Below are 25,713 nucleotides of genomic sequence, written 5' to 3' on the forward strand. Positions count from 1 at the left end.
GAACACATCGGGCACGGTTCTCTCCCGGACGCGGCGGCGCTCTCCGCCAGTTCTCTCGCGTTTTTATATACCTCCGCCCGTTACGGGCCAACGTGTCTGGCGTCACCGTCTCGATCGACCCGCACGTCCACTCCGATGACAGTTACGACGGCCACGAGCCGATCGAGCTGATCTTGGAACACGCGTCGGAGATCGGGTTGGACGCGGTCGTGATAACTGACCACGACGTGATCGGCGAGTCGAAGCGCGCGGCCGAGATCGCCGACGAGTACGGGCTGATCGGGATCCCCGGCGTCGAGGTGTCGACGGCGCACGGCCACCTGCTGGCGGTCGGGGTAGATCGGATGCCGCCGCGGCGGAAGCCGTACGCGGAGACGGTCGCGTGGATCCACGACCACGGCGGTGTCGCGATCGTGCCGCACCCCTTCCAGCGGTCGCGCCACGGCGTGCGACAGCGCAACATTCCGGTTCCCGCAGAAGCCGAAACCGCGGCGGGGGACCGAGCCGATGGCGGCGTCGCGGTCGGCGACGCGGCCGACGCCGTCGGCGAGGTCGACGAGGTCGACGCCGTCGAGGTGTTCAACGCGTGGCTGTTCACGGGGTATCGCAACCGTCGCGCGCGGCGGTTCGCCGCCGACCACGACTACCCCGGCGTGGCCGCGAGCGACGCCCACCACTTGGAGTACGTCGGGCGGGCGTACACCGACGTCGAGATAGCCGACCGCGACTCGATCACCGCGGTCACGGCCGACGACGTGCTCGACGCGATCCGCAACGGAACGACGAGCGTCGACGGCAGACGCGCGCCGATCCGGATGGCCGCGAAACACTACGTCGGTGCCGCCGGTCGCAAGACCGGGTACTACGCCGCGACCGGTGCGAGCAGAGGCGCGGCCGCCGCGACGCGGGGAGCTGCCGACCTCGTCTCGACGGTCCGCGTCGCGATCGCTCAGGGTGCCCACCGCGCCGCGCGGGTGCTCTCGTGGATGACTTGAAGAATCGCCGAAACCGACGCGGCGCGCGTCGACGCGGCCGCCGCGACACCCGGCCGACCTCACGGCGCGGGAGCGGAACCCGCCGGGAGAGCGGGGTTTTTGCACGCGGACGCGAAACGACACGACATGAGCCACGACAGACGCGAGTCCGGGTTCAAGCGGCGGACCCGGGTCTCGGACGCGCGATCGACGCTGCTCGACGCCGTCTCGCCGCACGACCGGACCGAGTCGGTCTCCCTCCCTTCGGCCGACGGTCGAGTGGTCGCCGAACCGATCGACGCCCCGGCCCCGGTCCCGAGCTACGAACGGGCGGCGATGGACGGGTACGCAGTCCGCGCCGAGGACACGTTCGGCGCGTCGTCCCGATCGCCAGTAGTTCTGCAAACGGCGGGCGAGGACGAGACCGTGGAGCCGGGCGACGTCGCCGCTATCGGACCGGGCGAGGCCGCGCGAGTCCACACCGGCAGCGCCGTCCCCGAGGGGGCCGACGCGGTCCTGATGGTCGAGCAAGCCGAAACGGTCGGCGACGAGATCGAGGCGTTCGACGCCGTCGCGGTCGGAGAGAACGTCGGCGACATCGGCGAGGACGTCGCCGCCGGCCAGCGGCTGTTCGACTCCGGCCACACGCTCCGTCCCTCCGATCTGGGGCTGTTGAAGTCGGTGGGAATCGATTCGCTCCCCGTCTACGAGCGGCCGACCGTCGCCGTGATCCCGACCGGCGAGGAGTTGGTGCAGTCGGATCCGGGGCCGGGAGAAGTGATCGAGACGAACGGGCTCACCGTCTCGCGACTCGTCGAGCGCTGGGGCGGCGAGGCGCGCTACCGCGACGTCGTGACCGACGACGAGGACGCGCTCGCGGCCGCCATCGAACGCGACCTCGACGCCGACATCGTCGTCACGACGGGCGGGTCGTCGGTCGGCGAGCGCGACCTGCTTCCCGAGGTCGTCGCCGAGATCGGCGAGGTGCTCGTCCACGGCGTCGCGCTCAAGCCCGGCCACCCCGTCTGTCTCGGGCGAGCGGGAGACACGCCGGTGGTGTCGCTCCCGGGGTATCCGGTTGCCTGTATCGTCAACGCCGCGCAGTTTCTCCGACCGGCACAAAAACGGGTCGGCGGGACGACGGCGGTCCCGTTCCCGACGCGGCGCGCGCGGCTAGCGCGGAAGGTTCCGAGCGAGCCCGGTACGCGGACGTTCGCGCGCGTGTCGATCGAGGACGCCGATGACGGTCTCTCGACCGGAGAGAGCGACACTGACGCCACGGACGGCGGGGACGCGGACGTCGACCTCCCCGTCGCCACGCCGACCCGCGCCAGCGGCTCCGGGATCCTCTCCAGCGTCGCGCTCGCGGACGGCTGGGTCGTCGTTCCCGAACCGCGCGAGGGGCTCGAAGCAGGAGCGGCAGTCGACGTGCAGCTCTGGGAGGTGACGCCGTGAGCGACCGTCGCGAGTTCCGCGACCTCGCCACGCCCGACGCCGCCCGGGAGGCGATCGAATCGCTCGATCTCGCGCGCGAGTCGGAGACGGTCCCGCTGTCGGACGCCCGCGGGCGGATCCTCGCAGAGCGGATCGACGCCGCGATCGACGTGCCGGGATTCGACCGGGCATCGATGGACGGGTACGCGGTCCGCGCCCGAGATACGTTCGGCGCGGATGAGGTCGATCCCGCCGATTTAGTCCTCGCTGGTGCAGTTCACGCCGGATCGGCTCCCGACGTCACCGTCGAGCCCGGGACGTGTGTGGAGATATCCACGGGCGCGGTGATGCCCGACGGAGCCGACGCCGTGGTGATGGTCGAGCGCACCGACGAGGTGCGGAAGGGAGACGGCGACGCAGGTAGCGACGACGGCGTCACCTCGCCCGACCGAATCGCGGTCCGAACCGCCGTCGCCCCGGGCGACAACGTGATGAGCGCCGGCGCGGACATCGCGGCCGGCGCGCGCGCGCTCGGCCCGGGAACGCGCCTGACACCGCGCGAGATCGGGTTGCTGTCTGCGCTCGGCGTCGACGAGGTCCCGGTCGAGGGGAAACCGCGGGTGGGGATCGTCTCGACGGGCGACGAACTGGTGCGCCCCGGCGACGAGATCGATCCCGACCGCGGCGAGATATACGACGTGAACTCCACGACGATCGCGGCGGGCGTCGCGGAGGCCGGCGGCGACCCCATCCTCTACCCGCACGCCGGCGACGACTACGACGAGATGGAACGCCTCCTCAGACGGGCGGCCGACGAGTGCGATCTCGTGCTCTCCTCGGGGTCCACCTCGGCCAGCGCCGTCGACGTGATCTACCGCGTGATCGAGGCGCGCGGCGAGCTGCTCCTCCACGGCGTCGCGGTCAAGCCCGGTAAGCCGATGCTGATCGGCCGACTCGATCGCGGCGGACCGGAGGGTGACGCACCCGATACCGACGCACCCGATACCGACGCACCTGATACCGACGCACCTGATACCGACGAACCCGACGCCGACGGTGCCGGCTCGAACGACGGGCGCGATCCCGGCGAGTCCGCGTACGTCGGACTTCCGGGGTATCCCGTCTCCGCGCTCACGATCTTTCGGACGTTCGTCGCGCCCGCGATCCGCGAGGCCGCCGGCCAGCCCGAGCCCGCCACGGCGACGATCGAGGGACGGATGGGCGTCGCGGAGCGCTACGGCGAGGGCCGCCTCCGGCTGATGCCCGTCGGACTGCTCGACCTCGATTCGGGAGACCCCCCGCTCGTTTATCCGGTCGACAAGGGATCGGGCGCGACGACGAGCCTCGTCGAGGCCGACGGCGTCGTCGCGGTCGACCCCGACACCGAGGTTCTCGACGCGGGCGAGACCGTCGAGGTCCAACTGTTCTCACCGGACGTCCGCCCGCCGTCGGTGCTCGGTGCGGGCGAGGACGACCCCGCGCTCAACCGGCTGCTCGATCGCCTCGACGCGCCGCGGTACCTCCCCGTCGGCTCCAGAGAGGGACTGCGCCGACTGCGCGACGGCGTCCCGGACGTGGCCGTGGTCGCCGGCCCGACAGACCGCGAGGTCGATTCGGTCGAACTCGGCGGCTGGTCCCGCGAGTGGGGACTCGTCGTCCCCGAGGGGAACCCCGCTAACGTAGACGGGCTCACATCGCTCGTCGAGGCGGACCTCCGGTTCGTGAACCGCTCGACCGACTCCGGGCTCCGACGGAGCCTCGATGACGCGCTCGGCGAACTCGCGGCGGAGCGGTCGGAATCGCGAGCGGATCTCACGGCGCGGATAGACGGGTACGAGCGCGCGGTCCGCGCCTTCGAGAGCCCGGCCAGACGGGTGATCGCGGGCGACGCCGACGCGGGGATCGGCCTCCGAGAGACGGCGGAACGGCTGGGTTGTGAGTTCGTCAGTCTCGGCGCGCAGTCGGTGACCGTCCGCGCCGCACCCGACCGCGCCGATCGCGATGCGGTGCGGGCGCTCGCGGCGGTCCTCGACGACGCCGGCGCGGACGATCCCGTGGCCGCGCTCGACGGCTACTCGTGGGACCGCTCGCCCGACGCCTGACGGGCGCGACGAGAGCGATGTTCTATATCCCATGCCGCGGCCACGCCCCCCGTGACCTGACGCCCCGCTCGCGGCGGCCGAGGCGGTCGCCCGGCGCACCGCCGCGAGACAGCGGCCGCGCCGGCTGTTCGCCATCACCGACCCCCGAGGCGAACCGGATCGTCGTCCGAGACGATCTCGATCCGCACGTCGTCTCCCACGCCGACCGGTGGGTCTCGCCAGACGACCTTCGCGCCGACGCCGTCGCGCGCGGCGAAAAGCGACAGTCCCGTCGCGCGCTCGCCGTTCGCGACGACCGCCACGTCGTCCCACGCAATTCCCCGTCCGCGAGCGACGCCGACGCGACTGCCGCGGAGCGACAGCGCTGTGCCGTCGCGGAGCGACTGCTCGCCGAACGCGCCCCCGCCCGCGTAGTGCGTCAGCCCGCCGTCGAGCGGGACTCCCTCGTCGCTCGCGATCGCCGCGAACCGCTCCCCGGGTGCGGGGTGTGAGGGCTCGTCGAGGACCACATGTGTCGGCCCGCGCTCTGCGACGACGCCGGTGCCGTCCCACGCGACCGGTTCCACGTCGACGGCGGCCGTCACCGGGAGCGACCCGCTCGCCCTGATCGGATTCGCTTCCGGCGATCGGAAGCCGAGGTGTACGTGGTTGTCCACCCACCGCCCGAAGAATCCCGACCGCGTTAGCTCTCCGAGCGGATCGCCGACGGTGACTCGCTCTCCGGCCTCGACCGCCGGGACCACGTGGAGGATCCGAGCGACGGTTCCGGGCGGCGCATCCGCTTGACGACACCACGCCGCGTCGAGATCGACCACGATCAGGTGGTCCTCGTCGGCCGCGTACGACCGGTCCGGACAGCCGACGGTCCGCGTCTCGCGCACGACGCCGGAGACGGGGGACGGCGCGGTGGCTCCGACGGGATAGAGGTCGATCGCGCTCCCGTCGTCGTGAGCGCGGTACGGGGAGTTGAACCGGGAGTACCGACGATATCGGTCGAGGATAGCCGGTGTGATCGATATCGCCATCGTCGTTCTGTTGGGTCCGAGCGGCAAGTACGCGTCGGAATCGACGGCCGGACACTGAGCGTCAGCCGCTCCGATATGGCTCCGCGCGATCACTCACCGCCGTCCGGCTCGACTCCCGATATCACGAACCGAGCGCCGCCGGCGTCGGACGCCTCGACGGCGAGGTCCCACCCGTGTGCATCGGCGATGTCGGCGACGATCGCCAGTCCGAGTCCCGTGCCACCGTCGAGCGAGACGCCGCGGTCGAGCACGCGTTTACGACGCTCCGGCGGGACGCCCGGGCCGTCGTCGCCGACGGCAAGCGCCACGCCGTCGGCCCCCCGCTCGATGGTGACGCGCACGGCGACGTCGTCGCCGGCGTGGTCGATCGCGTTCCGGAACAGGTTAGCGAGGAGCTGTTCGAGGCGGTCGCGGTCGGCGAGCACTGTCGGGTCCGCACCCTCGACCGAAAGCGTCGCCTCCGCGGTTTCGAGCCGGGACCAGACCCGCCGGACCGCGGCGTCGAGTGACACCTGATCGAGTGTGTCGACGGCTTCTCCCGCCGTCGCGAGCGACAGCAGTCCCTCGATCAGGTCGTCCATCCGCTCGTGGGCGTCCGCCGCCCGGTCGAGCGCCTCGTCGGTGTCGCCGCCGCCGTGTCTGGCGAGTTCCACGGCCGCGGTCGCCGCTGCGAGCGGGTTCCGCAGGTCGTGTGAGACGACGCCGGCGAAGTCTTCGAGCCGCTCGTTCTGTCGCTGCAGTTCCGCCTCGCGCTGTTCGAGTTCCGCCTGGCGTCGTTCGCGTTCGGTCACGTCGCGGAAAAGGAAGACGTGTCCGCGGTCGGTCCCGCGGGGGTCCGTGATTGGATTCTCCTGAATGTCGAACTGTCGGCCGTCGATCGTGATCGGGTGTTCGACGCCGACCTCCAAGTCGGGGAACACTGCCGACAGCGATCCACCGACTGCGTCGGGAGGAAGGATCGCTTCCGCCGCGGGGTTGCGGTCGCGGATTCGCCCGTCAGATCCGGTGACGACGACGGGGTCTTGCATGACTTCCACGGCGGTGTCGCGGGCGACGACTGCGGCGTCGAGGGTACCGAGCCAGAAGACGGTGCCGTACAGAAAGACGCCGTGGACGACGAGCGCGGACGGGAACCAGGCCAGATTCGCGTAGCTTCCGACGTCGACAACCGTGACGGCTCCCGCGAGAAACGGGAACACGGTACCGAGCAGGATGACGAACGTCTGGAGTCGGTACCGGTTCCCGGTCCGGTGATACAGGTCGACCACGACCAGCGCGCCGGCGAGACACAACCCGTAGGCGTACAGCACGAACGCCCAGTCTGCGGGGCCGAGCCCGAAGGCCAAGAGCGTGAAGGGGCCTTCGACCACGGATCTGAGGGATCGTCGAGAAAGCCCGTGAGTCGCGCTCGACCACGCAGTAAGCACCCAAACGAACGCCGGTGCCGCGACCGCGACGATCCGATCGTCCGTTCGCCAGCGGTCCCGGCCGGAGAACGCGAGGACGAACCCCATCCAGATGCCGGGGATCGCCGCGACGAGCGGCGTGGAGAGGTTGAGCGCGACCACCATCACCAGCTCGCTCCCGCTCGCAACCAGCAGGGCGTATAGCAGTGAGATTCCACCGCCACACCACAGGTAGAGTGCGACCTCGGTTCCGCCCGGTTCGCTGCGGTCGCGCCACGCCACGCGCCCGAGATAGAGGCCGATACTTCCGGCGAGCAGGCAGGCGACGAGGTACGCCTGTACCGGTAGCGCGCCGAGATCGCTCATCCGTTGATGACTCGGACGACCCCAGCAAAACCCTTGCGTCATACGGCGTCCCCCGCAACGCGTTTCAGGTACCGGTGGATATCAGAGGGCATGGACGTGTTTCGGAGCCGCGCCGATCGTCCGGTTTCGGATCGGTCGCGGACCGACGGCCTGCTCGCGAGCGCGGCGGGCGGCACCCCGGCGCTTTCCGTGTGGCGTCCCCCCGGCGTGATGGCCTTCGGACGCCGCGATGTCCGAGACGACGGGTTCGACCGCGCGGCGCAGATCGCCGAGTCACGAGGGTTCCAGCCGATCGAACGGGACGTCGGCGGTCGGGCCGTCGCGTACCCGGGCGAGACGCTGGCGTTCGCGCACGCGGTTCCGATAGCCGGTGCGTCGGCGTCGATAACCGATCGCTACGAGCGGGCGACGGAAACGCTGATCGGCGCGCTTCGAGAGCTCGGGGCGGACGTCGTCACGGGGGAACCGGAGGCGTCGTTCTGTCCCGGTGAACACTCGATCCGAGCCGCCGACGGCGGGAAACTCGCCGGGCTCGCCCAACGGGTTCGCGCCGACGCCGCGCTCGTCTCCGGATGCGTCGTCGTTACTTCGACCGACGCCGATGCGATCGCCGCCGTCACGGAACCGGTCTACGACGCTCTCTCGGTTCGGTTCGATCCAGCGAGCATCGGCAGCGTCGCGGCCGCGGGCGGTCCAGCGACTCCCGACGTGGTCGCCCGTGCCGTCGAAGACGCGTTCGCCGACGGGCCGTGGGGGAGCGGCCGATGTCGGACCGGTCGGGTCGAAGACGGTCGGTGACGATCGGTGACAGTCGGGTCGGCGGGGGACGGTCGGACTCGGGTCGCACGGTCTCACGTACCGAGTGACGGGACCGCACCGTTCTGCCTTCGATCACGGTTTCGACGTGCTTTTTATTCGTGGGGGTCTCGGTTCGCGCATGGCCGAATTCAAAGTTGTCATCGCCGACCCCGCGACCGGCGAGACGTTCCAGCGTGAAGTCGACGGACAGGACGCGAACCGATTCCTCGGACGCGAGATCGGCGACGAGATCGGCGGCGACGCCGTCGGACTCTCGGAACACACCGTTGAGATCACGGGTGGCTCCGACGAAACCGGGCGGCCGATGCGCGAGGACGTCTCCGGCACTCGCCTGAAGGAACTGCTCTTGGAGGACGGCGTGGGATTCAAGCCGTCCCGAGAGGGCGAGCGCAAGCGTATCACGGTCCGAGGCCGCGAGATCGACGACGACGTCGCACAGATCAACGTCTCGGTCGTTGACGGCGACGACGTCGCCGCGGCGCTCGGCGAGGGCGACGAGGCCGACGACGACGCCGACGCCGACGCGGACGACGAGTAAATCCGGTCGATGCCCCGCGTTCCCTCCGACGACGAGGGCGTCGCTTCGATACGCGTCTCGCTCGCGCGCAGCGGCGGCACTCGCCGTCCCTGCGTCCGTCTCCCGGACGACGACGCGCTCGCCGGACGCGTCGAATCCGGCGCCTGCGAGTCGCTCGATCTCTCCGACGGCGACGTCGTTCGGCTCGTCTTCGACCGAGAGGAGCGGCACGCTCTCGTGCGAGCGGACGGGCGCGGAAGGCTGATCCGCGGCGCGTACGACAACCGACGGCTCGCGCGCGAACCGGGCGAGGGGGACAACCGTCTCGTCGCGTGGCTCGACGCCAACGGCCGCGAATCGGGCGAGAGCGTCGTCCTTGACGTCGTGGTCCCCGGCGAGCTGTACGGGCTTCGTATTCCGGGGGAACGCGCCATCTACGACGCGAACCGCGGACCGCGGTCCTCGCTGTCGGACATCGCGCGGAATCTCGACGGGTGACCCTCTGACTCGGCGGTCGGATCGCTTATTCTCGCTCGGCTCCGATCCGGAGTCATGAGAGAGGTCGACGCGGACCTGACGACGCTCGACCGCGGGATCATCAACGCCTTTCAAGGCGGATTTCCGGTGACAAGACGGCCGTTCGAGCCGGCTGCGGCGGCGCTCCGAGAGCGCGGCGTCGACGTGACGGGGCCGGAGCTGTGCGAGCGCGTCCGCGACCTCGACGCGGAGGGGATCTTGTCGCGGTTCGGCGCGCTCGTCAACGCCGAGGCGATCGGCGGCGCGGCGTCCCTCGTCGCGATGCACGCGCCCGAAGAGCGCTACGAAGCGGTCGCGGAGACGGTAAACGAGTTCACCGCAGTCGCGCACAACTACGAGCGCGAGCACCCGCACCTCAACATGTGGTTCGTCGTGAGCGTCGCCGACCACCCGGACCCGGACAAAGACGGGTCCGACCGGGTCGAGGAGGTGCTCGCGGAGATCGAGGCGGCGACCGGTCAGGAGACGTACAACCTCCCCAAGCTCCGGGAGTTCCACGTCGGCGCGAAGTTCCTCGTCGACGGGCCGGTCTCCGACGGCGACGTCGACCTGTCAGGGGTCGGTCCCGACGTGTCCCCGACCGCCCGGACGACGCTGACTCCCGCTGAACGCGATCTCGTCGTCGAGATTCAGGGCGGGCTCCCGATCACGGAAACGCCGTACGCCGACGTGGCGGCCGCTATCGACGCCGACGTCGACTGGGTGATAGAGACGATACGACGGTTCGAACAGGAGGGGAAGATTCGTCGAGTCGGCGTCATTCCGAACCACTACGCGCTCGGGTACACGGAGAACGGCATGACCGTCTGGGACGTGCCCGAAGACGCGCTCGACGAGGTCGGCCCGGCGGTCGCGGACCTGCCCTTCGTCACCCACTGCTACGAGCGTCCGCGCCACGCCGGCGTCTGGGAGTACAACTTCTTCGCGATGACGCACGGACGGACGGAAGCGGAGAGCGAACGCCGGATAGCGGAGGTCAGAGACCTGATGGCGGAGTACTGGGACGTGAGCGAGGACGACTGGGACACGCTGTTTTCGACTCGCATCCTGAAGAAGACGGGAATTCGCATCGCCGACCGCGCAGACAGCAACACGGCGTGATCGCACCGTGATTCCACTGTATCACGATCTCACCGGCGAAACGGTGCTTGTGGTCGGCGGCGGTTCCGTCGGCGCGCGGAAGGCGGCGCGGTTCGCCGACGAGGCCCGCGTCGTCGTGGTGAGTCCGACGTTCGACGACAGGCTGACCGATCTCGCGGGAGGCGACGCCGGTCGGGGCGGTGTCGAACTCGTTCGCGCCGCGCCCGACGCCGACGCGGTCGGCGACTGGATCGATCGGTTCGAGCCGATACTCGCCGTCGCCGCAACCGACGACGAGGCCGTCAACGCGGCCGTCGAGACGGCTGCCGACGAGCGCGACATCATGATCAACCGCACGGACGTCTCGACCGATCCCGACGCCACCCGCGACGCGAACAGCGTGGTCGTCCCGGCGACGGTCGACGACGGTCCCGTTCGGATCGCCCTCTCGACCGGCGGCGCGAGCCCGGCGCTCGCGAAGGCGCTCCGAGAGCGGATCGAGACGGAAATAGAGGGGGCGGGAGCCATGGCGTCGCTGTCCGGCGAGCTTCGGACGGAACTCAAAGAGCGGGGTATCGCTCCCGAAACGCGACGGAATGCGATCCGCCGAGTCGTGCGATCCGACGGGGTTTGGAAGGCTTTACAAAAGGGGAGATCCTACGGTCGGAGAGAGGCAGATTCCGTGATCGAGGAGGTACTCACCCGATGAACGAGACGGGAGCCATCACCGGCGTCAGCGTCGCCCACTCCCGCGCGACGGTCGACGAGATCGAGGCCGCGGGCGGCGACGGCGTCCGCGCCACCGTCTCTGACCTGCTCGCGCGCGACGGGGTCGAAGAGGCGTTCGCGCTCCAGACGTGTAATCGATCAGAGGCGTTCGTCGTCACCGACCGGACGATCGACGGAGCGGTCGCGCTGGAGTCGTTCGCGCCGGAGGTACGCGGCGGCGCGGTCCGCCGCCTCGACCACGAAGAGAGCTTAGAGCACCTGATGCGGGTCGCGTCTGGTCTCGAATCGCTCGTGCTCGGCGAAGACCAGATAATCGGACAGCTCCGCGAGGCGTACGAGGAGTCGAAGTCCGCCGGCGGTATCGGTCCCGTGCTGAAAGACGCGGTGACGAAGGCGCTCCACGTCGGCGAGCGTGCCCGTAACGAGACGTCGATCAACGAGGGCGTCGTCTCGCTCGGATCGGCGGCGGTCCGGCTCGCCGCAACCGAGATCGACTTGACGGACGGGTCAGCCGTCGTGATCGGTGCCGGCGAGATGGGAATGCTCGCCGCCCGGACGCTCGACGACACGCCGGTCTCCGACATCGTGGTGGCGAACCGCACGGTGCCGAACGCGGAGTTCCTCGCGGAGGAGGTCGACACGCCGGCAGAGGCGGTCTCGCTGGCCGATCTCCCGGCCGTGATACCCGACGCCGACCTCGTTATCTCTGCGACGGGGAGCACGGAGCCGGTTGTCGACCCGGACCACGTCGCGGACGCGGGCCAGATAGTCTGCATCGACATCGCCCAGCCGCGCGACATCGACCCCGCGGCGGGCGACCGTTCCGGCGTGACGCTCTACGACATCGACGCGCTCGAAGACGTCACCCGACGGACGCGCGAGAGCCGCGAGGAGGAGGCCCAGACTGTCGAGGAGATCATCGACGAGGAACTCGACCGCATCCTTCAGGCGTACAAGCGCAAGCGCGCCGACGACGCGATCTCGGCGATGTACGCGGGCGCGGACCGCGTGAAGGCCCGCGAGGTCGACCGCGCCGTCTCGAAGCTGGAGTCGCAAGGCGACCTCACGGACGCCCAGCGCGAGACCGTCGAGGACATGGCCGACGCGCTGGTCGGACAGCTGCTCGCGGCCCCCACGCGATCGCTTCGCGACGCCGCTGGCGAGGACGACTGGGAGACTATCCGCACCGCCCTCCGTCTGTTCGACCCCGAGTTCGACACGCTTCCCGACCGTCCCGGCGCGTTCGCGCCGAACCACGACGCCGCCGCCGAGTTCGACGCACCGCCCGGTTCGGCCACGGAAGAACTCGACGACTGAGCGGGGAGGGAAAACGCCAACACCCCGCGGGGCGATCAGCCTTTTATGAGCGAGACGACCGGACGAGGCCGAGCGGCGCTCATCGAGGACGGGGTCGAGTTCGACGGCGGCGACGCCGCGCTGCTCGGTGCGATCCACGAGACCGGATCCGTCGCGGCGGCCGCATCGGATCTGGGTCGCTCGCGAGCCCGGGCGCTCTCGCGGATCGAAACGCTGGAGGACGCGTTCGGGACGCTCGTGGACCGAACGCGCGGCGGGTCAGGCGGCGGCGGGAGTCAGCTCACGGCCGCCGGGAGACGACTTCTCGACCGGTACGACCGGCTGCAGGCCGTGCTCGCGGCGACCGCGACCGTTCCCGAGACGGTACTTGACGGAACCGTGCGGAGCGTCGACGGCGAGTTGGCCACCGTCGCCACCGCCGTCGGTGCGGTTCGCGGCCTCCACGACGGGGCAGAGCCCGGCGACTCGGTCCAAGTCCGCGTCGGCGCGGACGCGGTGACCGTGTACGCGGGCGGCGACCGAGTCGATCCGGATGAGACGAGCGCTCGGAACCGGTTGCGCGCGGAAGTGCTCGGAACCGAGACCGGGGAGACAGTGAGGACGGTGCGAGTCGATGTCGACGGCGTGGTCTTTCGCGTGTTGATGACCGAGGAGAGCGCGGAGCGGCTGGATCTGTCCCCCGGCGACGACGTGGCCATCCGGTGGAAAGCGACCGCGACGCGGGTGGTGAGTCAGACGAGGGACTCCGATACGCCCTGACGAACGCGGTCGTCGCCGCGCCGCCGACGAGATCGAGGGGATCCCTTTTTGATGGGTCGGTGGGTACTCCGCGGCATGACCGAGTACACCGTCGAGTTCGTCGGCACCGGTGAGACGATCGAGGTGGCCGACACGGAGACGATCCTCCAGTCGTGTATCGAAGCGGGGATCGCACAGGAGTACTCCTGTCGCGTCGGGATGTGTCTGGCCTGTTCCGCGGAGATACTCGAAGGCGAGGTGACGCAACCGGCCGCGCGCGGGCTCACCGATGAAGAAGCAGACGAGTACGCGCTCACCTGTATGGCGCGGCCGCAGTCCGACCTCAAACTCAACCGCGGGCAGTATCCGCCGAGCATCGAGGACGATTCCGCGTCTGGGACCGACGGCGACGGGTCAGGAGACGGCGCGGCGACGGGCGGCGTCGACGGCGCGGCCGCGGACGACGACTGATCGGAACGGTCTCGCACCGACAGTGCGTCTCTCGCCGACGATCACTCTCTCAGAATTCCAAGCCAACGGCGTCGGATCGCGGCGCGAGCGGGCTCGTCGGGTACGGCGGCGACGACGCCGGGTCGTTGAACGCCCCGGGCGCGACGTCGTTCGGGGCGTCCGGGTAAAACAGCGCGGCAAGCGTCTGGATCGCGGTCCGGCCGCTCGCCAGTTCGAACTGCCCGCCGCCGTACAGTCGAATGTCGTTCTCTAGACAGTAGTCGATCGTCTCGAACAGCGATTCGAGCGTGCCGAACCGCGAGGGCTTAACGTTACACCATCCCGGCTCGACGGGCAGCCCGCGCAGGCTCTCGACGCCGTCGACGGGGTAATCGAAGGAGAGCCGGTCTGCTTGTGGCTCCACGAGCGCTCGCGTCTCCGGCGTCACGGCGGGATCTTCGACGACGGCGGTCGGGAACGCGGCGAACACGTCGCGGTACAGCTCGGGGTCGGCGTCGACGTCGACGTCCGTTCCTTCGTACCACCCCTTCAGGTCGAGGATTCGCACGGCGTTCGTCTCGCGAAGAGCGACGAACACCCCGTCTGACCACTTCGGCGTCGGGTCGAGTTTGAACTCCAAGTCGGCGTCAAGCGCCAGCAGCTCCTCGACGCGGTCGGTCGTCGGCGGGTCACCGAGACGGGTCGAAACCACGAAGCGGACGGGATCCGGCTCGATCCCGAGGAACTCGCCGAGCGACTCGCCGCGCTGACGCAGCGCCAGATCGAGTGCGGCGCTCTCGACCGCCCAGCGGCGGTAGTGCCGGAATATCTCTCGGGTCGGCGGTCGCGCAGCGAAGAGGTCCACGTCGTCGAGGTGCGCCGACAGCTCGGCTATCGTCCACTCACCTTCGAGGTCGATCGGGTCCGATCCGGCGAGCGCGTCGTGGTCGTCGGTTTCGTAGGTCACGTCTTCGCCGCGGCCGACGACGCCGTCGCCCGTGAGTCGGAACTCCGTGGTCGTCCGTTCGAAGCCGCTCGTCGTGTCGCTGACGTATTGACGGCGACCGACCGACTCGATCGTCACCGTCAGCCCGGCGATCCGCTCGTAGACGTGCATGTCGCCCACGAGGGCTCGAACGAACTTAAGCGGGGACCGACGCGGTCCACGACGAGCCGTGTTCGGTTCGCGGACGGACTCATCGTCGGAGCGTCGCGACTCGCGTCGCAAGCGCCCAGTACAGCGGCACGACGGTCAACACGACCGCGCCGGCGGCCGCGACCTGGAGGACGGTCGTCGTGAACCACGGCGTCGCATCGGCGTACGGCAGCGACGTGTGCGTCACGTCGCCGGTCACGGGAACAAAGTAGTCCATGAGGAGATCTATCGTGTACCACGCGGTCGCGACGCCGACCGCCTTCAGCGGGAAGTCGGTGATCCGATGGAGGACGAACGCCTGCACGACCATGCCGAGGTGGCTCACGAAGAGGAACGCGTACATGGCGGGTCCCGAGTTCGCGAGGAACTGCGGGTAGAAGGCAGCGAGCACGTACGGCGTCCACAGCCCGAGCTTGATGTTCCCGAAGAAGGCGAGCGCGGAGAGGGTGTCACTCGACCGACCGACGGCCCACGCCGCGAGCGCGGCGGCGATGAGCAGTGTGGCACCGGGGCTATCGGGGATGAACAGCCACATTTCGGTCGGCAGCGTCCGGAATTGGAACCGGTAGTACCAGAACCCGAACGCGGTTCCGGCGAGGTTGATCGCGACGATGACCCAGACGAACCGGAAGGCGACGTCTTCGAGCGCCGTCGGAAGCGGTGCGAGCCACTCGGGAAGCGACTCACTATCCGGGGGGTCGCGACCGAGCGCGCCGACGAGATTCATACGTTCGGGTCGGACCGGGCGGTCAAAGCCGTGGCGGTCGCGGAGTGAGGACGAAAAGGGCTATGAGTCCCCGGCGGGAACCCCGTGGTATGCGCCCGCGAACGCTGCTCGCGCTACTACTCGTCGTCCCACTCGTGGACGCCCTCTTTTTGATCCTCGTGGCGGAGCAGTTCGGCTGGCCGACCACCGTCGCGCTCGTCGTGTTGACGGCCGTGCTCGGGATGCTGCTCTTACGCGCTGAAGGGCGCGCGACGCTCGCACGAGTCCAACGGAAGCTCGCTCGCGGCGAGCCGCCGACGGACGAACTGCTCGACGGCGGACTGCTCATCGCCGCCGGCGCGTTCCTGCTCACGCCGGGGCTCGTCACCGACGCGGTCGGCTTCCTGCTCGCGTTCCCGCTCTCTCGGGTCCCGCTCCGCGTGGCACTGAAAAAATACGTCGTGGTCCCGTACCTCGACAGCGAGACCGGCGGATTCACCAGTGGGAACGTCTACGTGGGTGGGTTCCCCGGCGACGGCGACGGCGGCGGATTCACGATGGGTGGGAGCTTCGGCGGCGGGTTCGACGGCGACGAAGTCGGCGGATCGACCGATCCGACCGGCCGCGACGTGACCGGTGGCGGATCGACCGGCCCCGATAGAGGACACGGAACGAGCGGAGACGACGCCGACGACGTCGTCGACGTGGACTACACCGTCGAGGACGACGAGTCGAAGCGGACTGACTGACCGCTCCCCCGGTCGACGAACGGCGCGGCAGCGACCGGTCGAAACCGCGAGACGGCGGGACGACGATCGAAAGGAAACCCTTAAAATCCTACCCGCGCAACGACTGAATGCGCTCACCTGGGCCAATAGCTCAGTCAGGTTGAGCGCTCGGCTGATAACCGGGAGGTCCACGGTTCAAATCCGTGTTGGCCCACCTACTGTACGCACGGTCTTTGGCCGTGTGAGATTGGTGGGCTGGGACTCCCCAGCCACCCAATTTCGTCGTTCTACACCCCCTAGAGACACCGCTAGCGTGTCTTGTCCGGGCAAGGATTAAGCCGGTAGTCACCACCGTCTCCCGATCTGCGTTAGCCGAGGTGGTGACAGGATGATGTGAGGGCGGTCTCGCGCTGACCGGAGCAACGCCTCACATCAATCCATTACGGGAGCACTTGCGGTACCCAATACAACCCACGACGGATCGCTCCGGAACCGTAGGGGAGTTTCGTCACGTCGTGGACTCTCCTGTGGTCGGCGAGCGTGATCGTTCTCGCGACGGCCAACGACGCCCACTGTCACGCGACGGCGCGTGCCACAAATTTGAATTGAGGATAATGATAATTACCACATGCCGTCTGTACGAGAGGAACGGAGGCGATCGAACGTGGAGAAAACAACAGCACTGAAGCGGTTCCCGGAGGAGAGATCGAAGTTTAAATATCAGTCAGGAATCAAAAGTATCGCGAGCGGGCACGGTATCTACGACACGGAGGATCGAGAGCTAGTCAGCAGCGAGGGCGGTGGTAAGGACCTGATCACGGGTAGTAGCTTCGGCGACGGGATGGTGTTCAGCGACGCCGACGGACGGGAGGTGTGCAGACTGCAGAGCGGATCGATCCGCGAACGGCTGAGCGGAAACGTGTACTCGCTCGTCGACGCCGCCAGCGACGAACCAGTGGCCGAGATATCGTTCCCCCGCAGTCTCACGTCCCACCGCGCGAAAGTGTTCGATCCGGACACCGGCGACCTCGTCGCGAAGGTCGAAAGCGACGGCCGGCTCTCGGCGCTCCTCCGAGAGTCGCCGGCCCGGCTGCTGCTCCCGCCCTCGTATACCGTGCTGACGCCCCGTGAACGATCCGTCGGCACGATCGAGTTTGAGCGCCCGACGGGGTCGTATCAGCTCTCGATGTCGCTCGATGCGGACGCGACGCCGAAGGACGTGCTCGCGTTCGTACCGCTGATGATCCAGTACGACATCGCGTGATAGTGAGGCCTATCGCATGGACAGAACCGGTCACCGACGAGTGCGAATCGCCGATCCATCGAACCCGTTTCGTTCGCTACGCGACACGCAGCTATGACACGCCACGACACCACTATCGGAGGCAGCGACGCAGAGGCATTGGCGACGGAACTGTCTCACATCCCGGAAACGTGCACGTACGTTCCTAATCCGCTCTCGACGACCGCCTCGGTCGAGCGCCCCGACGGCCAGACGATTCTGGAGTTCAACACCGTCGACGACGCGGAGATGGACACCGACACGAACATCGCGTATCCGGTCTCGACTCCAGACGGAACCATCGTTCACCGGATCGAGAAAGACGGCCTGCTCGGTGGGAACTACACGCTCTACGACGCGGGTACCGACCAGCCGATCGCGCTCTATGAGTACAGTTCGTTCAGCATCTCGAACCAGTCTTGGCAGATCAAAGACCCGGAGACGGAGGAAGTCACACACGAGTTCGACGTGAACAGCCGGGTCCGGTCGTATCTCAACCAGCGTCTCACGCGCTTTCGGCTGTCACAGACGAACGCGATCACGACGGCTGACGGCGAGGAAGTCGGGACTGTCGACACGCCGTTTTATTTCAATTTCCTCGTGTTCTTTGCACTGGGATCAGATCGCATCTCGGTCGAGTTCACGGACGACGCCCCGGCGAGAGACGTCTTTCTCACGCTGCTGTACCTGATGCGTGTGAAGAAGTAGCGGCCTTCGAACAGCGTTTCGCGTCGGACCGCAGTGTGCGATATCTTTTTTTTTAAAACAGGTCCGTGGTGGCAACGACTCCGGTGGGAGCCGAGAACGTCTGGGAGCCCGCCAAGTGGCCGCGGCGAGGCGAGTCGGCCCGCGCGAGTGGTCGCCGTCGCGACGAACCCGCCGCCGACCGGAATTACTTCTCGAAGTGACCGTGTGTAGTTCGTGGGCGTTTGTTGTTATCTTATCTAGGTGAACAAATAACGCCGTTCCCGCGTTACATCCCCTGCACTCAGCAACGGCGTCCGACGGCGTTTTACATCGGTACCCACGTTGCTACGTGTGGATCTCCATTCCGTCCGAAACACGTGGACAGACCGGGCGGGCGAATACTCACCGGCCTACTACGCGCATTACGGCCCAAACGAGACGAGCACGGTGATTCGCGATACTCTCTCCGAACACCTCTCTCGCGACGCAGCCGTCCTCGAACTCGGGTGTGGGTCTGGCCGTCATCTGAAGCATCTCGCCGACGACGGCTTCGAGAACCTCACAGGTGTCGATATCGACGCCGGGGCGTTCGACACCATGCGGGAGACCTATCCCGCGCTCGCCGCGGACGGAACGTTTCACTGCGGCCCGATAGAGGAGGTCATCGAGGACTTCGACGACGGACAGTTCGACGCGGTGTATTCTGTCGAAACGCTACAACACCTCCATCCGGATGTCGAATGGGTCTTCGAAGAGGTGGCTCGAATCACCGACGCCGTCCTCGTCACGGCGGAGATCGAGGACCCGGTGGGCGATGCGTCGTCTGACTCGGACGTGAACTACGTCGACGAGGACACCCCGCTGTACTACCGCGACTGGAACCGAATCTTCACCTCGCTGGGTCTCGTGGAAGTCGACGTCGTCCACGGCGACAGAGACACCACGCGAACCTTTCGGACGTCCGAGTAGGAATCGCGGTGCTTCGGGGAGAAACCCACGCTTAAGTCCCAGTCGCCCGCCACGTGAGGTATGGATGTCGACCTCGGCAACACGGTAGAGACGACACCGGGCGTCACGAATGAGACGCTCGACCGACTCGACGACCGCGTCGCAGACGCACACGACCGGATCACGGCCGGCATGGACTCAGACGAGTTCGGATACGCCGCACTGACGCTCCCGGAGACGACGGATCCGGCGGAGATCCGTGCGGTGGCAGAGCAGTTTGACCGCCCCGCGGCCGTACTCACGGTCGGCATCGGCGGGAGCGCGCTCGGCGCGGCGGCGATCGCGGACGCGCTGGAGAGCGACGTCGACGCGTACTTCCTCGACAACGTCGATCCGGACGCGGTCGAGACGCTGCTCGCGGACCTGCCGCTCTCTGAGACGGTCGTCAACGTCGTGTCCAAGTCGGGAACGACCGCCGAGACGCTCGCGAACTTCCTCGTCGTTCGCGACGCCATGACCGAAGCGGACGTCGACTGGACCGAACGGACCATCGTCACGACCGGAGAGGAGGGGAACCTCCGATCGCTGGCCGACGAGCACGGCCTGCCGGCGCTCGACGTTCCCGACGGGGTTCCGGGGCGGTTCACCGCGCTTTCGACGGTCGGGCTCACCGTGCCGGCGCTGCAGGGCCACGACATCGAGGCAGTGCTCGCCGGCGGTCGAGACGGGATGGACGCGCTCGCAGGCTCGCTGTACGAGTCGCCCGCGTACGCGTACGGTGCGGTCGCGTACGCGCTGGCCGAGCGCGGTGCGCTCACGAACGCCGTGATGCCGTACGCCGAGTCGCTGGAGACGTTCGCCGAGTGGTTCGCCCAGTTGTGGGCGGAGAGTCTGGGCAAAGACGGTCTCGGACAGACGCCGGCCCGCGCGCTGGGCGCGACCGACCAGCACTCCCAGCTACAGTTGTACCGCGCCGGTCCCCCGGACAAGCTCGTCTCCCTTATCCGACCCACGGAACGGGCGGAGACGGCGATCCCGGAGACCGACCTCGACGGGCTCGCGTACCTCGGCGGCTCGTCGCTCGGCGATCTGCTCGACGCGGAGTTCGAGGCGACGGAGGCGAGCCTCGCGGCCGCAGACGTGCCGAACATCCGCGTCGAGATCGACCGGGTCGACGAACGGAGTCTCGGCGAACTGCTGTACGGCATGGAGGCCGCCTGCGTGCTCTACGGCGAGCTGGCGAGCGTCTCGACGTTCACGCAGCCGGCGGTCGAGTGGGGGAAGAAGGCGGCCCGGGGGGTACTCGGCGGCGGCGACTTTCCGGAGGCCGACGCCGTGGCCGACAAGCGCGAACTGCGGATCGAGCGGTCCTGAATCGGGCTCCGCGAGTACCGAGAGGCGGACCGGGCGAGCGGTTCCGGAGCGCCTAACACGTCGTGTGCCCAACGGGCACCAATGACGGACGACCTCCCGGTTTCGGTCGACCGACTGGTCCACGTTGCGAGCGCGGTGTTCGCGCTCGTGTTCGCGCTCGTCCTTACCAGCCTGATCACGCAGTTGGTCACGTCGCTGGCGCTGCGAGTCGGCGTCGTCGCCGCGGACACGAACGCGTTCTCTCTCCTCCAGACCGCCGTGAGCTTCGCCGGGTTCCTCCCCGGCGTACTCGGGTATCTGGTGATAACGGACCAGCGCGCGCTCGTCTCGGCCTCGTGGCCGTCGGCCCGCGAGATCGGGATCGTTGCCGGTGGCGCCGTCCTCCTCTACGGGCTTCAAGTCGGGCTGTTGTTCGGGCTCCGATCGGTCGGGCTCGGGACGGGGCGGAACCCGGCGACGGTGGCCGCCGGCGACCCGGTCGCGTACTACGCCGCGATGGTCGTCGTCTCGATCCTGCTCGTCGGGCCGGCGGAAGAGCTGCTGCTTCGCGGTGTCGTCCAAGGCGGGCTGCGGCGCTCGTTCGACGCCGCGCCGGCGATCGTGATCGCGGCCGTGATGTTCGGCGCGCTCCACGGGAGCGTCGAGGGGACCGTCCCCGAGCAGGTCGCGTACATGGGGGTGACGATCGTTCTCGGCACGGTCCTCGGTGTGCTCTACGAGCGGACGGAGAACGTGCTGGTTCCCGGACTCGCCCACGGGCTGTACAACGCGATCATCTTCGCGGGCCTGCTCTGGGGCGCGCTGTGACGTGAGACGCGCCGCGGTGATGCGAGTGCGTCGTAGGCGTGCGGGCGCGTTGTGAACAGCTCACAAGGGCATCACAACGGAGTTTTCCCCCACCGGTGGTCGTCGTAGGTCGACTGCTGCTCGCTGTCGAATCGGTCCTCGAACGCCCGCCTGAGCGCAGACTTCTCCGTGGCCGCGATCCGGGCCAACTCGTCGGCCTTCGCTACGGCTGCCGGCGGCCCGCGAGACGCCGCCACGTCGGCGAGCACCTGCCGGGTGAGCCGCTCGCGGACGTCTCCGTCGCGGATGAACGCGTACGGGGCTTCCAGCTTGTACGTCACGTCGGTTCGCGGGTCGTAAAGGATCATAAACGTCGGCTCGTACAGTTCGGGGTCGAACTCGCGGTCGATGCCGAGCGCGTCGCGGTCGGCGGCCATCGTCTCGTCGGCCCCGCCGCGGCTGTGAAACCAAGTGGTGAAGGTGAGTTCGTCGTCGACGCGATCACCGCTCGCGTCAAGGTCGGCGCCGGACCCGCCGGCTCCGCTGGCGTCCGCGGGTCCGTCGGCGGCTCGTCGCTCCAGCAACCGGGTGAAAAGCGCGGTGTCGTCGGGCCACGGCGGCTCGACGCCGTTGCCGGCGAGCGCGCGCACGATCGTTCCGCTTGACGGGTTCTTTACGAAGCCGACGAGCGGCACGTCCCGCTCGACGAACCGTTCGACGAGCCGGACGTAGTTCTCGACGACCGCGCGCGGCTTCGCCTCGCGGGCGAGCGCGCCGAGTTCGGGATTGCGGTCGTCCCACGTGAACAGCTCTTTGGGGTAGATGGGACCGTCGAGAACGAGGAGTTCGTCGACGCGGTCGGCGTGTTCGAGCGCGTGGGTTCCCTCGGCGAGGTATAAGGCGAGCGCGTGGACGACGCCTTCGGCGTACCGGTTCACCCGCGGCGCGTGGAGCACGCGCTGGCGGGTGTGGCCCTCGTCGCGCTCAGTCCAGTCCCCGTCGAAGTCGGCGGTCGAGTCGCCCGCGTGGACGGTCGCGACGATGGTGCGGTCGCGGTGGAGGTCGAGGTCCGTCGGCTCGCTCGCCATCGCGGCGTGAGCCACGTCAACGACGAGCCCGTTCTTGAACGTCGTGGGGTTGATCGTCCCGGAGTCGAGCCCGTGGACCGTCTCGAACGGACGCTCGGCGAGCGCGGCGTCGTCGATCGGCGCGCGCCGTCGCTCGTGGTCGTCGACAGGCTCGATCACGGTGCGGCCGTCGCGGCGGAGGTCGGGTAGCCACTCGTCCCACACCGTTCCCGCGAGGTCGTCGTGGTCGGTCGTGTCCACGTCGCTCGCGATGCCGTACGCGAGCCGCGCGATGTTCTCGACGTGGATCGGATCGAGCGTCACGGGTGTACTCCGGCCCGACCGGTCTTAAAATCGTTCGCTGAGGGAGGCGGGAAATCGGCGGAAGACGACACGGAACATCCCGGACGGGAGCCGATCGGCGTCGGTCCGGCCGCCTGTCGGCGAGAGAGCGGCTCTAGCAGTATCAGCGGAGATATTCGGGGGAGAACCTTCTTTGCCGGAATCGGTGGAGGTCACTCTATGGCAGAGTCAGGAGTCGCGTCGGAAACGACGACCAACCAACCACAGGGGGCAGCCGAGAAGTTACGCGAGATTGTCAGGTACATTCCGGACGGAAGCTCGATGCCCGAGGAGATGTGGCGGCCGCGCCACCGGAACATCATGATTCTGATCGCGGTGCAGGTGCCGCTCCTCATCGCCCTGGGGCTGTACAGCGGAACCGAATCGATCACCGGGGCGCAGATCCCCGCGACGCCGCTGTGGATGCTCGGCGGCTTCGCCGCAGTCATCCTCGGCACCGCGGGGCTGGCAAACGTCTCCCGGTTCAGCCGACGCCAGCGGACGGTGCTCACGACGTTGAGCCTCATGTCCGTCTCGATGGTGTTGGTGAAGCTATCGGGCGGTTACATCGAGGCGCACTTCAGCTTCTTCGTGTTCGTCGCGGTGATCGCGCTGTACGAGGACTGGGTCCCGTTCGCCGTCGGCGTCGGATACGTGGCGATCGGTCACGGCGCGTTCAGCCTGATCGATTCGAGCCTCGTCTACAACCACACCGCGGCGATCGAGAACCCGATCATCTGGGGCGGCATTCACGCGTTCTTTGTCCTCGGGCTCGTGGGTGCGCTGATCGTCAACTGGTACTCCATCGAGAAGTCGCGCGAGGAGGCGCAGCGCCAACTCGACCTCGTCGCAGAGCAGAAATCGGAGATACAGGACGTAGAAGAGGCGAAAGCGGAGGTGGAAAAGCGCCGCGAGGAGGTCGAGTGGCTCAATCAGCACCTCGAAGCCAAGGCCGACGACTACAGCGCGGTGATGGACCTCGCGGCCGACGGCGACCTCACGGTCCGGTTGGACGCCGAAAGCGAGAGCGAGGCCATGGAGCAGATCGGTTCCGCGTTCAACGAGATGATGGACGAGATCGAGACGACGATGCAGGACGTCCAGTCGTTCGCCGGCGAGGTGTCCGCGGCCAGCGAAAAGACGGTCGATGGCGTGAACACGGCCGAGGCGCGCAGCGAAGACGTGAGCCGGTCCGTCACGGAGATCGCCGAGGGAGCCGACGAGCAGCGCGAGATGCTCGAACAGGTCTCTGGCGAGATGAACAACCTCTCTGCGACCATCGAAGAGGTCGCGTCCTCGACGGAGACCGTCGCGGACGCGGCCCAGCAGACGGCGTCGATCGCCGACAAGGGACAGGACACCGCGAGCGAGGCGATCGACAGCGTCCGAGGGTCACAGGACGCGATAGACGAGACGGCAGAAAAGGTCAGAGTCCTCGACGAGCGGATGGAGGACATCGGTGAGATCGTCGACCTGATAAGCGACATCGCGGAGCAGACGAACCTGCTCGCGTTGAACGCGAACATCGAGGCCGCGCGGGCCGGCGGCACCGGCGGCGGAAGCGACGGATTCGCCGTCGTCGCCGACGAGGTGAAACAGCTCGCCGAAGAGACCCAAGAGGCGGCCCAAGAGATAGAAGAGCTCATCGCCGGCACGCAGGCGCAGACGCAGGCGACGGTCGATGAGGTCCGGACCGCCGAGGAGCACATGGAAGAGGGTGCCGAGGCCGTCAGGGACGCCGCAGACGCCTTCGCCGAGGTGGCGGACAACGCGGGCGAGACCGACGACGGGATCCGCGAGATCAGCAAGGCGACGGACGATCAGGCCGCGAGCACCGAGGAGACGGTGTCGATGGTCGAGGAGGTGGCGGGGATCAGCCGCTCGACCGCCGACGAGGCTGACGACGTCAGCGAGGCGGCAGACGAACAGCTCGCCGCCATGTCGCAGGCGACCGCGGAGGCCGGGTCGCTCGCCGAACAGGCCGATCGGCTCCGGGCGCTCCTCCGGAAGTTCGACGTCGGATCGGAGTCGCCCGACGACCCGACAGCGACCGGGACGCGCACCGTCGCGATGGGTGACGGCGGGCAGTCCGACTAAGAGAGCAGATCGCGGCCGACTCCGGCTCGAATCGACGCTCGTTTTTTACTCCACTCCCGCATTCACTCCGCGCTCGTTTTTCGCTCCGCGTCGACGACGGCCGAAAACACCGGCAGCACGCGCTTGACCTGCGCGCCGTCCGCCACGAACACCAGCGTTCGCGGCGGTCGAACCGCCTTCGGTCTGACGCGGAGATCCGCGTCCGCCGCCGCGTCGGCCGCGTTCTCGACGGCCGCCCGAAACTCTATCCGAACGCGGTCGGGCTGGACGTACACGTCTGCGACGGGCGTTGGATCGCGTCCGTCCCCGGCGTCCAGACCGATCCGATAGGCGAGCGCGCCGTCGGCCGTCGGCTCCACGTCGGGGTCGGCGTCCGCGAGCGCGAGGTCGCGAAGCCGCCCCCCGTCGCCCGAGACCTCGGAGGCGAGGAGCTGTGCGATCCGGACGCCGTCGGTCAGGCGGTCCGAGACCATCACGCGCCCCCCGTCGGTTCGTCCGCTCCGTCCTCGGTACCGCCGTTCGCTTTCTCCTCGGTACCGCCGTTCGCTTTCTCCTCGGTACCGCCGTTCGCTTTCTCCTCCTCGCCGCCTCCACCGTTGCCTTCTGCGAGGTTGTCTCGGACGTCGGCCGCGAGACGCTCGACCGGAGCACCGTGCTCTTTCGCGTACAGCACCGCGGCGGCCTCGATGGTGACCGCGAGCGTCCGCTGGCGCTCGTTGATGCCGGCGACCGCGCGCTGTTTTTCGACGCCCGCGGAGACGATCGCGTCGAGCGCAGTCTCGAAGGTGGACTGCTCGCGGAGGATGGACTCGTCGGGCGTGAATCCCTCCGGAATCACCACGTCGTCGGGGTCGAACTGCGTCACGAGGTCGCCGTCGACCGCGTCGAGGAGCCCGCGGCCGACGGCGACGTCGACGAGCCGCTTCGCCTGGTCCGGCGAGAACCAGTCGCGATCGAGCGACAGCGCGACGACGAACTCGCCTTCGCCCAGCCGCTCTTTCGCTCGCTGTTTGAACGGGGCGGCGACGGCGACCTCTAGGCTCATG

General features: G+C 68.3%; 25 protein-coding genes and 1 tRNA gene. 19 read left to right on the forward strand and 7 right to left on the reverse strand.

Going from position 1 to position 25,713, the window contains the following annotated elements:
• Nucleotides 1–92 precede the first annotated feature (92 nt).
• The 3 genes from EP28_RS05690 (at nt 93) to EP28_RS05700 (ending at nt 4,510) form a co-directional block, all read left to right on the forward strand.
• Complete coding sequence (locus tag EP28_RS05690) at nt 93–995, forward strand: CehA/McbA family metallohydrolase (protein ID WP_049983041.1); 903 nt, start codon at nt 93–95, stop codon at nt 993–995.
• A 126-nt stretch (nt 996–1,121) separates the two neighbouring features.
• Nucleotides 1,122–2,429, forward strand: a complete 1,308-nt coding sequence (gene glp, locus EP28_RS05695; RefSeq protein ID WP_049983042.1) for a molybdopterin molybdotransferase MoeA — start codon at nt 1,122–1,124, stop codon at nt 2,427–2,429.
• Nucleotides 2,426–4,510, forward strand: coding sequence for a molybdopterin biosynthesis protein (locus EP28_RS05700; RefSeq protein WP_049983043.1), 2,085 nt, complete (start codon nt 2,426–2,428; stop codon nt 4,508–4,510). Before glp ends, EP28_RS05700 begins: the two co-directional genes overlap by 4 nt.
• A gap of 134 nt (nt 4,511–4,644) precedes the next feature.
• Here EP28_RS05700 and EP28_RS05705 read toward each other — a convergent pair whose 3' ends face one another.
• Entirely contained in the window at nt 4,645–5,535 is an 891-nt protein-coding gene (locus EP28_RS05705) for a DUF8155 domain-containing protein (protein ID WP_049983608.1), read from the reverse strand.
• A gap of 89 nt (nt 5,536–5,624) precedes the next feature.
• Nucleotides 5,625–7,307, reverse strand: coding sequence for a sensor histidine kinase (locus tag EP28_RS05710; protein ID WP_049983044.1), 1,683 nt, complete (start codon nt 7,305–7,307; stop codon nt 5,625–5,627).
• A 90-nt stretch (nt 7,308–7,397) separates the two neighbouring features.
• Between EP28_RS05710 and EP28_RS05715 the strand changes: the two genes are divergently transcribed.
• The 8 genes from EP28_RS05715 to EP28_RS05750 all read left to right on the forward strand — a co-directional run bounded on the left by EP28_RS05715 (nt 7,398) and on the right by EP28_RS05750 (nt 13,515).
• Nucleotides 7,398–8,105, forward strand: coding sequence for a lipoate--protein ligase family protein (locus tag EP28_RS05715; protein ID WP_049983045.1), 708 nt, complete (start codon nt 7,398–7,400; stop codon nt 8,103–8,105).
• Between the two features lie 139 nt (nt 8,106–8,244).
• On the forward strand, nt 8,245–8,664 hold the full coding sequence (locus tag EP28_RS05720; protein ID WP_049983046.1) for a 30S ribosomal protein S6e: 420 nt from the start codon (nt 8,245–8,247) through the stop codon (nt 8,662–8,664).
• A gap of 9 nt (nt 8,665–8,673) precedes the next feature.
• Nucleotides 8,674–9,141 carry a DUF7112 family protein gene (locus EP28_RS05725; protein WP_049983047.1) on the forward strand — a complete coding sequence of 156 codons (468 nt, stop codon included), beginning with the start codon at nt 8,674–8,676 and terminating at the stop codon, nt 9,139–9,141.
• 54 nt (nt 9,142–9,195) lie between these two features.
• A complete protein-coding gene (locus tag EP28_RS05730) occupies nt 9,196–10,281 on the forward strand; it encodes a siroheme decarboxylase subunit beta (protein WP_049983048.1) in 1,086 nt (361 codons plus the stop codon).
• 7 nt (nt 10,282–10,288) lie between these two features.
• Nucleotides 10,289–10,969: a precorrin-2 dehydrogenase/sirohydrochlorin ferrochelatase family protein gene (locus EP28_RS05735; RefSeq protein ID WP_049983049.1), complete on the forward strand. Its 681-nt coding sequence runs from the start codon at nt 10,289–10,291 to the stop codon at nt 10,967–10,969.
• The gene (gene hemA, locus EP28_RS05740) at nt 10,966–12,306 is read left to right on the forward strand and encodes a glutamyl-tRNA reductase (protein ID WP_049983050.1); all 1,341 of its coding nucleotides are present in this window, start codon (nt 10,966–10,968) and stop codon (nt 12,304–12,306) included. The genes EP28_RS05735 and hemA overlap by 4 nt, the downstream gene beginning before the upstream one ends.
• 45 nt (nt 12,307–12,351) lie before the next feature.
• Complete coding sequence (locus tag EP28_RS05745; RefSeq protein ID WP_049983051.1) at nt 12,352–13,065, forward strand: TOBE domain-containing protein; 714 nt, start codon at nt 12,352–12,354, stop codon at nt 13,063–13,065.
• A gap of 75 nt (nt 13,066–13,140) precedes the next feature.
• The gene (locus EP28_RS05750) at nt 13,141–13,515 is read left to right on the forward strand and encodes a 2Fe-2S iron-sulfur cluster-binding protein (RefSeq protein WP_049983052.1); all 375 of its coding nucleotides are present in this window, start codon (nt 13,141–13,143) and stop codon (nt 13,513–13,515) included.
• Between the two features lie 49 nt (nt 13,516–13,564).
• On the opposite strand, the gene EP28_RS05755 is transcribed toward EP28_RS05750, so the two are convergent.
• Together EP28_RS05755 and EP28_RS05760 are read right to left on the reverse strand one after the other, a co-directional pair.
• Nucleotides 13,565–14,611, reverse strand: a complete 1,047-nt coding sequence (locus EP28_RS05755; RefSeq protein WP_049983053.1) for an enolase-like domain-containing protein — start codon at nt 14,609–14,611, stop codon at nt 13,565–13,567.
• 79 nt (nt 14,612–14,690) lie between these two features.
• A complete protein-coding gene (locus EP28_RS05760) occupies nt 14,691–15,377 on the reverse strand; it encodes a DUF1405 domain-containing protein (RefSeq protein WP_049983054.1) in 687 nt (228 codons plus the stop codon).
• An 89-nt stretch (nt 15,378–15,466) separates the two neighbouring features.
• Between EP28_RS05760 and EP28_RS05765 the strand changes: the two genes are divergently transcribed.
• The 7 genes from EP28_RS05765 to EP28_RS05795 all read left to right on the forward strand — a co-directional run bounded on the left by EP28_RS05765 (nt 15,467) and on the right by EP28_RS05795 (nt 21,182).
• Nucleotides 15,467–16,105, forward strand: a complete 639-nt coding sequence (locus tag EP28_RS05765) for an FxsA family protein (protein ID WP_049983055.1) — start codon at nt 15,467–15,469, stop codon at nt 16,103–16,105.
• A 119-nt stretch (nt 16,106–16,224) separates the two neighbouring features.
• Nucleotides 16,225–16,298: transfer RNA gene (locus tag EP28_RS05770), tRNA-Ile, on the forward strand.
• A 450-nt stretch (nt 16,299–16,748) separates the two neighbouring features.
• On the forward strand, nt 16,749–17,348 hold the full coding sequence (locus EP28_RS05775) for a hypothetical protein (RefSeq protein WP_155118437.1): 600 nt from the start codon (nt 16,749–16,751) through the stop codon (nt 17,346–17,348).
• Between the two features lie 93 nt (nt 17,349–17,441).
• Complete coding sequence (locus EP28_RS05780) at nt 17,442–18,074, forward strand: hypothetical protein (protein ID WP_049983057.1); 633 nt, start codon at nt 17,442–17,444, stop codon at nt 18,072–18,074.
• 330 nt (nt 18,075–18,404) lie between these two features.
• The gene (locus tag EP28_RS05785; protein WP_049983058.1) at nt 18,405–19,022 is read left to right on the forward strand and encodes a class I SAM-dependent methyltransferase; all 618 of its coding nucleotides are present in this window, start codon (nt 18,405–18,407) and stop codon (nt 19,020–19,022) included.
• A gap of 60 nt (nt 19,023–19,082) precedes the next feature.
• Complete coding sequence (locus EP28_RS05790) at nt 19,083–20,375, forward strand: hypothetical protein (protein ID WP_049983059.1); 1,293 nt, start codon at nt 19,083–19,085, stop codon at nt 20,373–20,375.
• A gap of 81 nt (nt 20,376–20,456) precedes the next feature.
• Entirely contained in the window at nt 20,457–21,182 is a 726-nt protein-coding gene (locus EP28_RS05795) for a CPBP family intramembrane glutamic endopeptidase (protein ID WP_049983060.1), read from the forward strand.
• 71 nt (nt 21,183–21,253) lie between these two features.
• Here EP28_RS05795 and EP28_RS05800 read toward each other — a convergent pair whose 3' ends face one another.
• Nucleotides 21,254–22,552, reverse strand: coding sequence for a DNA double-strand break repair nuclease NurA (locus EP28_RS05800; protein WP_049983061.1), 1,299 nt, complete (start codon nt 22,550–22,552; stop codon nt 21,254–21,256).
• 198 nt (nt 22,553–22,750) lie between these two features.
• Between EP28_RS05800 and EP28_RS05805 the strand changes: the two genes are divergently transcribed.
• Nucleotides 22,751–24,667: a methyl-accepting chemotaxis protein gene (locus tag EP28_RS05805; protein ID WP_049983062.1), complete on the forward strand. Its 1,917-nt coding sequence runs from the start codon at nt 22,751–22,753 to the stop codon at nt 24,665–24,667.
• Nucleotides 24,668–24,729: 62 nt separating this feature from the next.
• On the opposite strand, the gene EP28_RS05810 is transcribed toward EP28_RS05805, so the two are convergent.
• Entirely contained in the window at nt 24,730–25,140 is a 411-nt protein-coding gene (locus EP28_RS05810; RefSeq protein WP_049983063.1) for a DUF7993 family protein, read from the reverse strand.
• Nucleotides 25,140–25,712 (reverse strand): DUF2240 family protein, encoded by a 573-nt coding sequence (locus EP28_RS05815; RefSeq protein ID WP_080506073.1) that lies wholly within the window; start codon nt 25,710–25,712, stop codon nt 25,140–25,142. Before EP28_RS05815 ends, EP28_RS05810 begins: the two co-directional genes overlap by 1 nt.
• Between the last annotated feature and the right edge of the window lies 1 nt (nt 25,713).

It is taken from the genome of Halorubrum sp. BV1 (assembly GCF_000746205.1).
GTDB lineage: Archaea > Halobacteriota > Halobacteria > Halobacteriales > Haloferacaceae > Halorubrum.

Excerpts from the sequence above, each read along its gene's own strand:
- EP28_RS05725 (WP_049983047.1), top strand. The coding sequence starts at position 8,674 with ATGCCCCGCGTTCCCTCCGACGACGAGGGCGTCGCTTCGATACGCGTC.
- hemA (WP_049983050.1), top strand. The coding sequence starts at position 10,966 with ATGAACGAGACGGGAGCCATCACCGGCGTCAGCGTCGCCCACTCCCGC.
- EP28_RS05705 (WP_049983608.1), bottom strand. The coding sequence starts at position 5,535 with ATGGCGATATCGATCACACCGGCTATCCTCGACCGATATCGTCGGTAC.
- EP28_RS05810 (WP_049983063.1), bottom strand. The coding sequence starts at position 25,140 with ATGGTCTCGGACCGCCTGACCGACGGCGTCCGGATCGCACAGCTCCTC.
- EP28_RS05720 (WP_049983046.1), top strand. The coding sequence starts at position 8,245 with ATGGCCGAATTCAAAGTTGTCATCGCCGACCCCGCGACCGGCGAGACG.
- EP28_RS05765 (WP_049983055.1), top strand. The coding sequence starts at position 15,467 with ATGCGCCCGCGAACGCTGCTCGCGCTACTACTCGTCGTCCCACTCGTG.
- EP28_RS05745 (WP_049983051.1), top strand. The coding sequence starts at position 12,352 with ATGAGCGAGACGACCGGACGAGGCCGAGCGGCGCTCATCGAGGACGGG.
- glp (WP_049983042.1), top strand. The coding sequence starts at position 1,122 with ATGAGCCACGACAGACGCGAGTCCGGGTTCAAGCGGCGGACCCGGGTC.
- EP28_RS05750 (WP_049983052.1), top strand. The coding sequence starts at position 13,141 with ATGACCGAGTACACCGTCGAGTTCGTCGGCACCGGTGAGACGATCGAG.
- EP28_RS05815 (WP_080506073.1), bottom strand. The coding sequence starts at position 25,712 with ATGAGCCTAGAGGTCGCCGTCGCCGCCCCGTTCAAACAGCGAGCGAAA.
- EP28_RS05790 (WP_049983059.1), top strand. The coding sequence starts at position 19,083 with ATGGATGTCGACCTCGGCAACACGGTAGAGACGACACCGGGCGTCACG.
- EP28_RS05755 (WP_049983053.1), bottom strand. The coding sequence starts at position 14,611 with ATGCACGTCTACGAGCGGATCGCCGGGCTGACGGTGACGATCGAGTCG.
- EP28_RS05760 (WP_049983054.1), bottom strand. The coding sequence starts at position 15,377 with ATGAATCTCGTCGGCGCGCTCGGTCGCGACCCCCCGGATAGTGAGTCG.
- EP28_RS05780 (WP_049983057.1), top strand. The coding sequence starts at position 17,442 with ATGACACGCCACGACACCACTATCGGAGGCAGCGACGCAGAGGCATTG.
- EP28_RS05805 (WP_049983062.1), top strand. The coding sequence starts at position 22,751 with ATGGCAGAGTCAGGAGTCGCGTCGGAAACGACGACCAACCAACCACAG.
- EP28_RS05795 (WP_049983060.1), top strand. The coding sequence starts at position 20,457 with ATGACGGACGACCTCCCGGTTTCGGTCGACCGACTGGTCCACGTTGCG.
- EP28_RS05710 (WP_049983044.1), bottom strand. The coding sequence starts at position 7,307 with ATGAGCGATCTCGGCGCGCTACCGGTACAGGCGTACCTCGTCGCCTGC.
- EP28_RS05730 (WP_049983048.1), top strand. The coding sequence starts at position 9,196 with ATGAGAGAGGTCGACGCGGACCTGACGACGCTCGACCGCGGGATCATC.
- EP28_RS05715 (WP_049983045.1), top strand. The coding sequence starts at position 7,398 with ATGGACGTGTTTCGGAGCCGCGCCGATCGTCCGGTTTCGGATCGGTCG.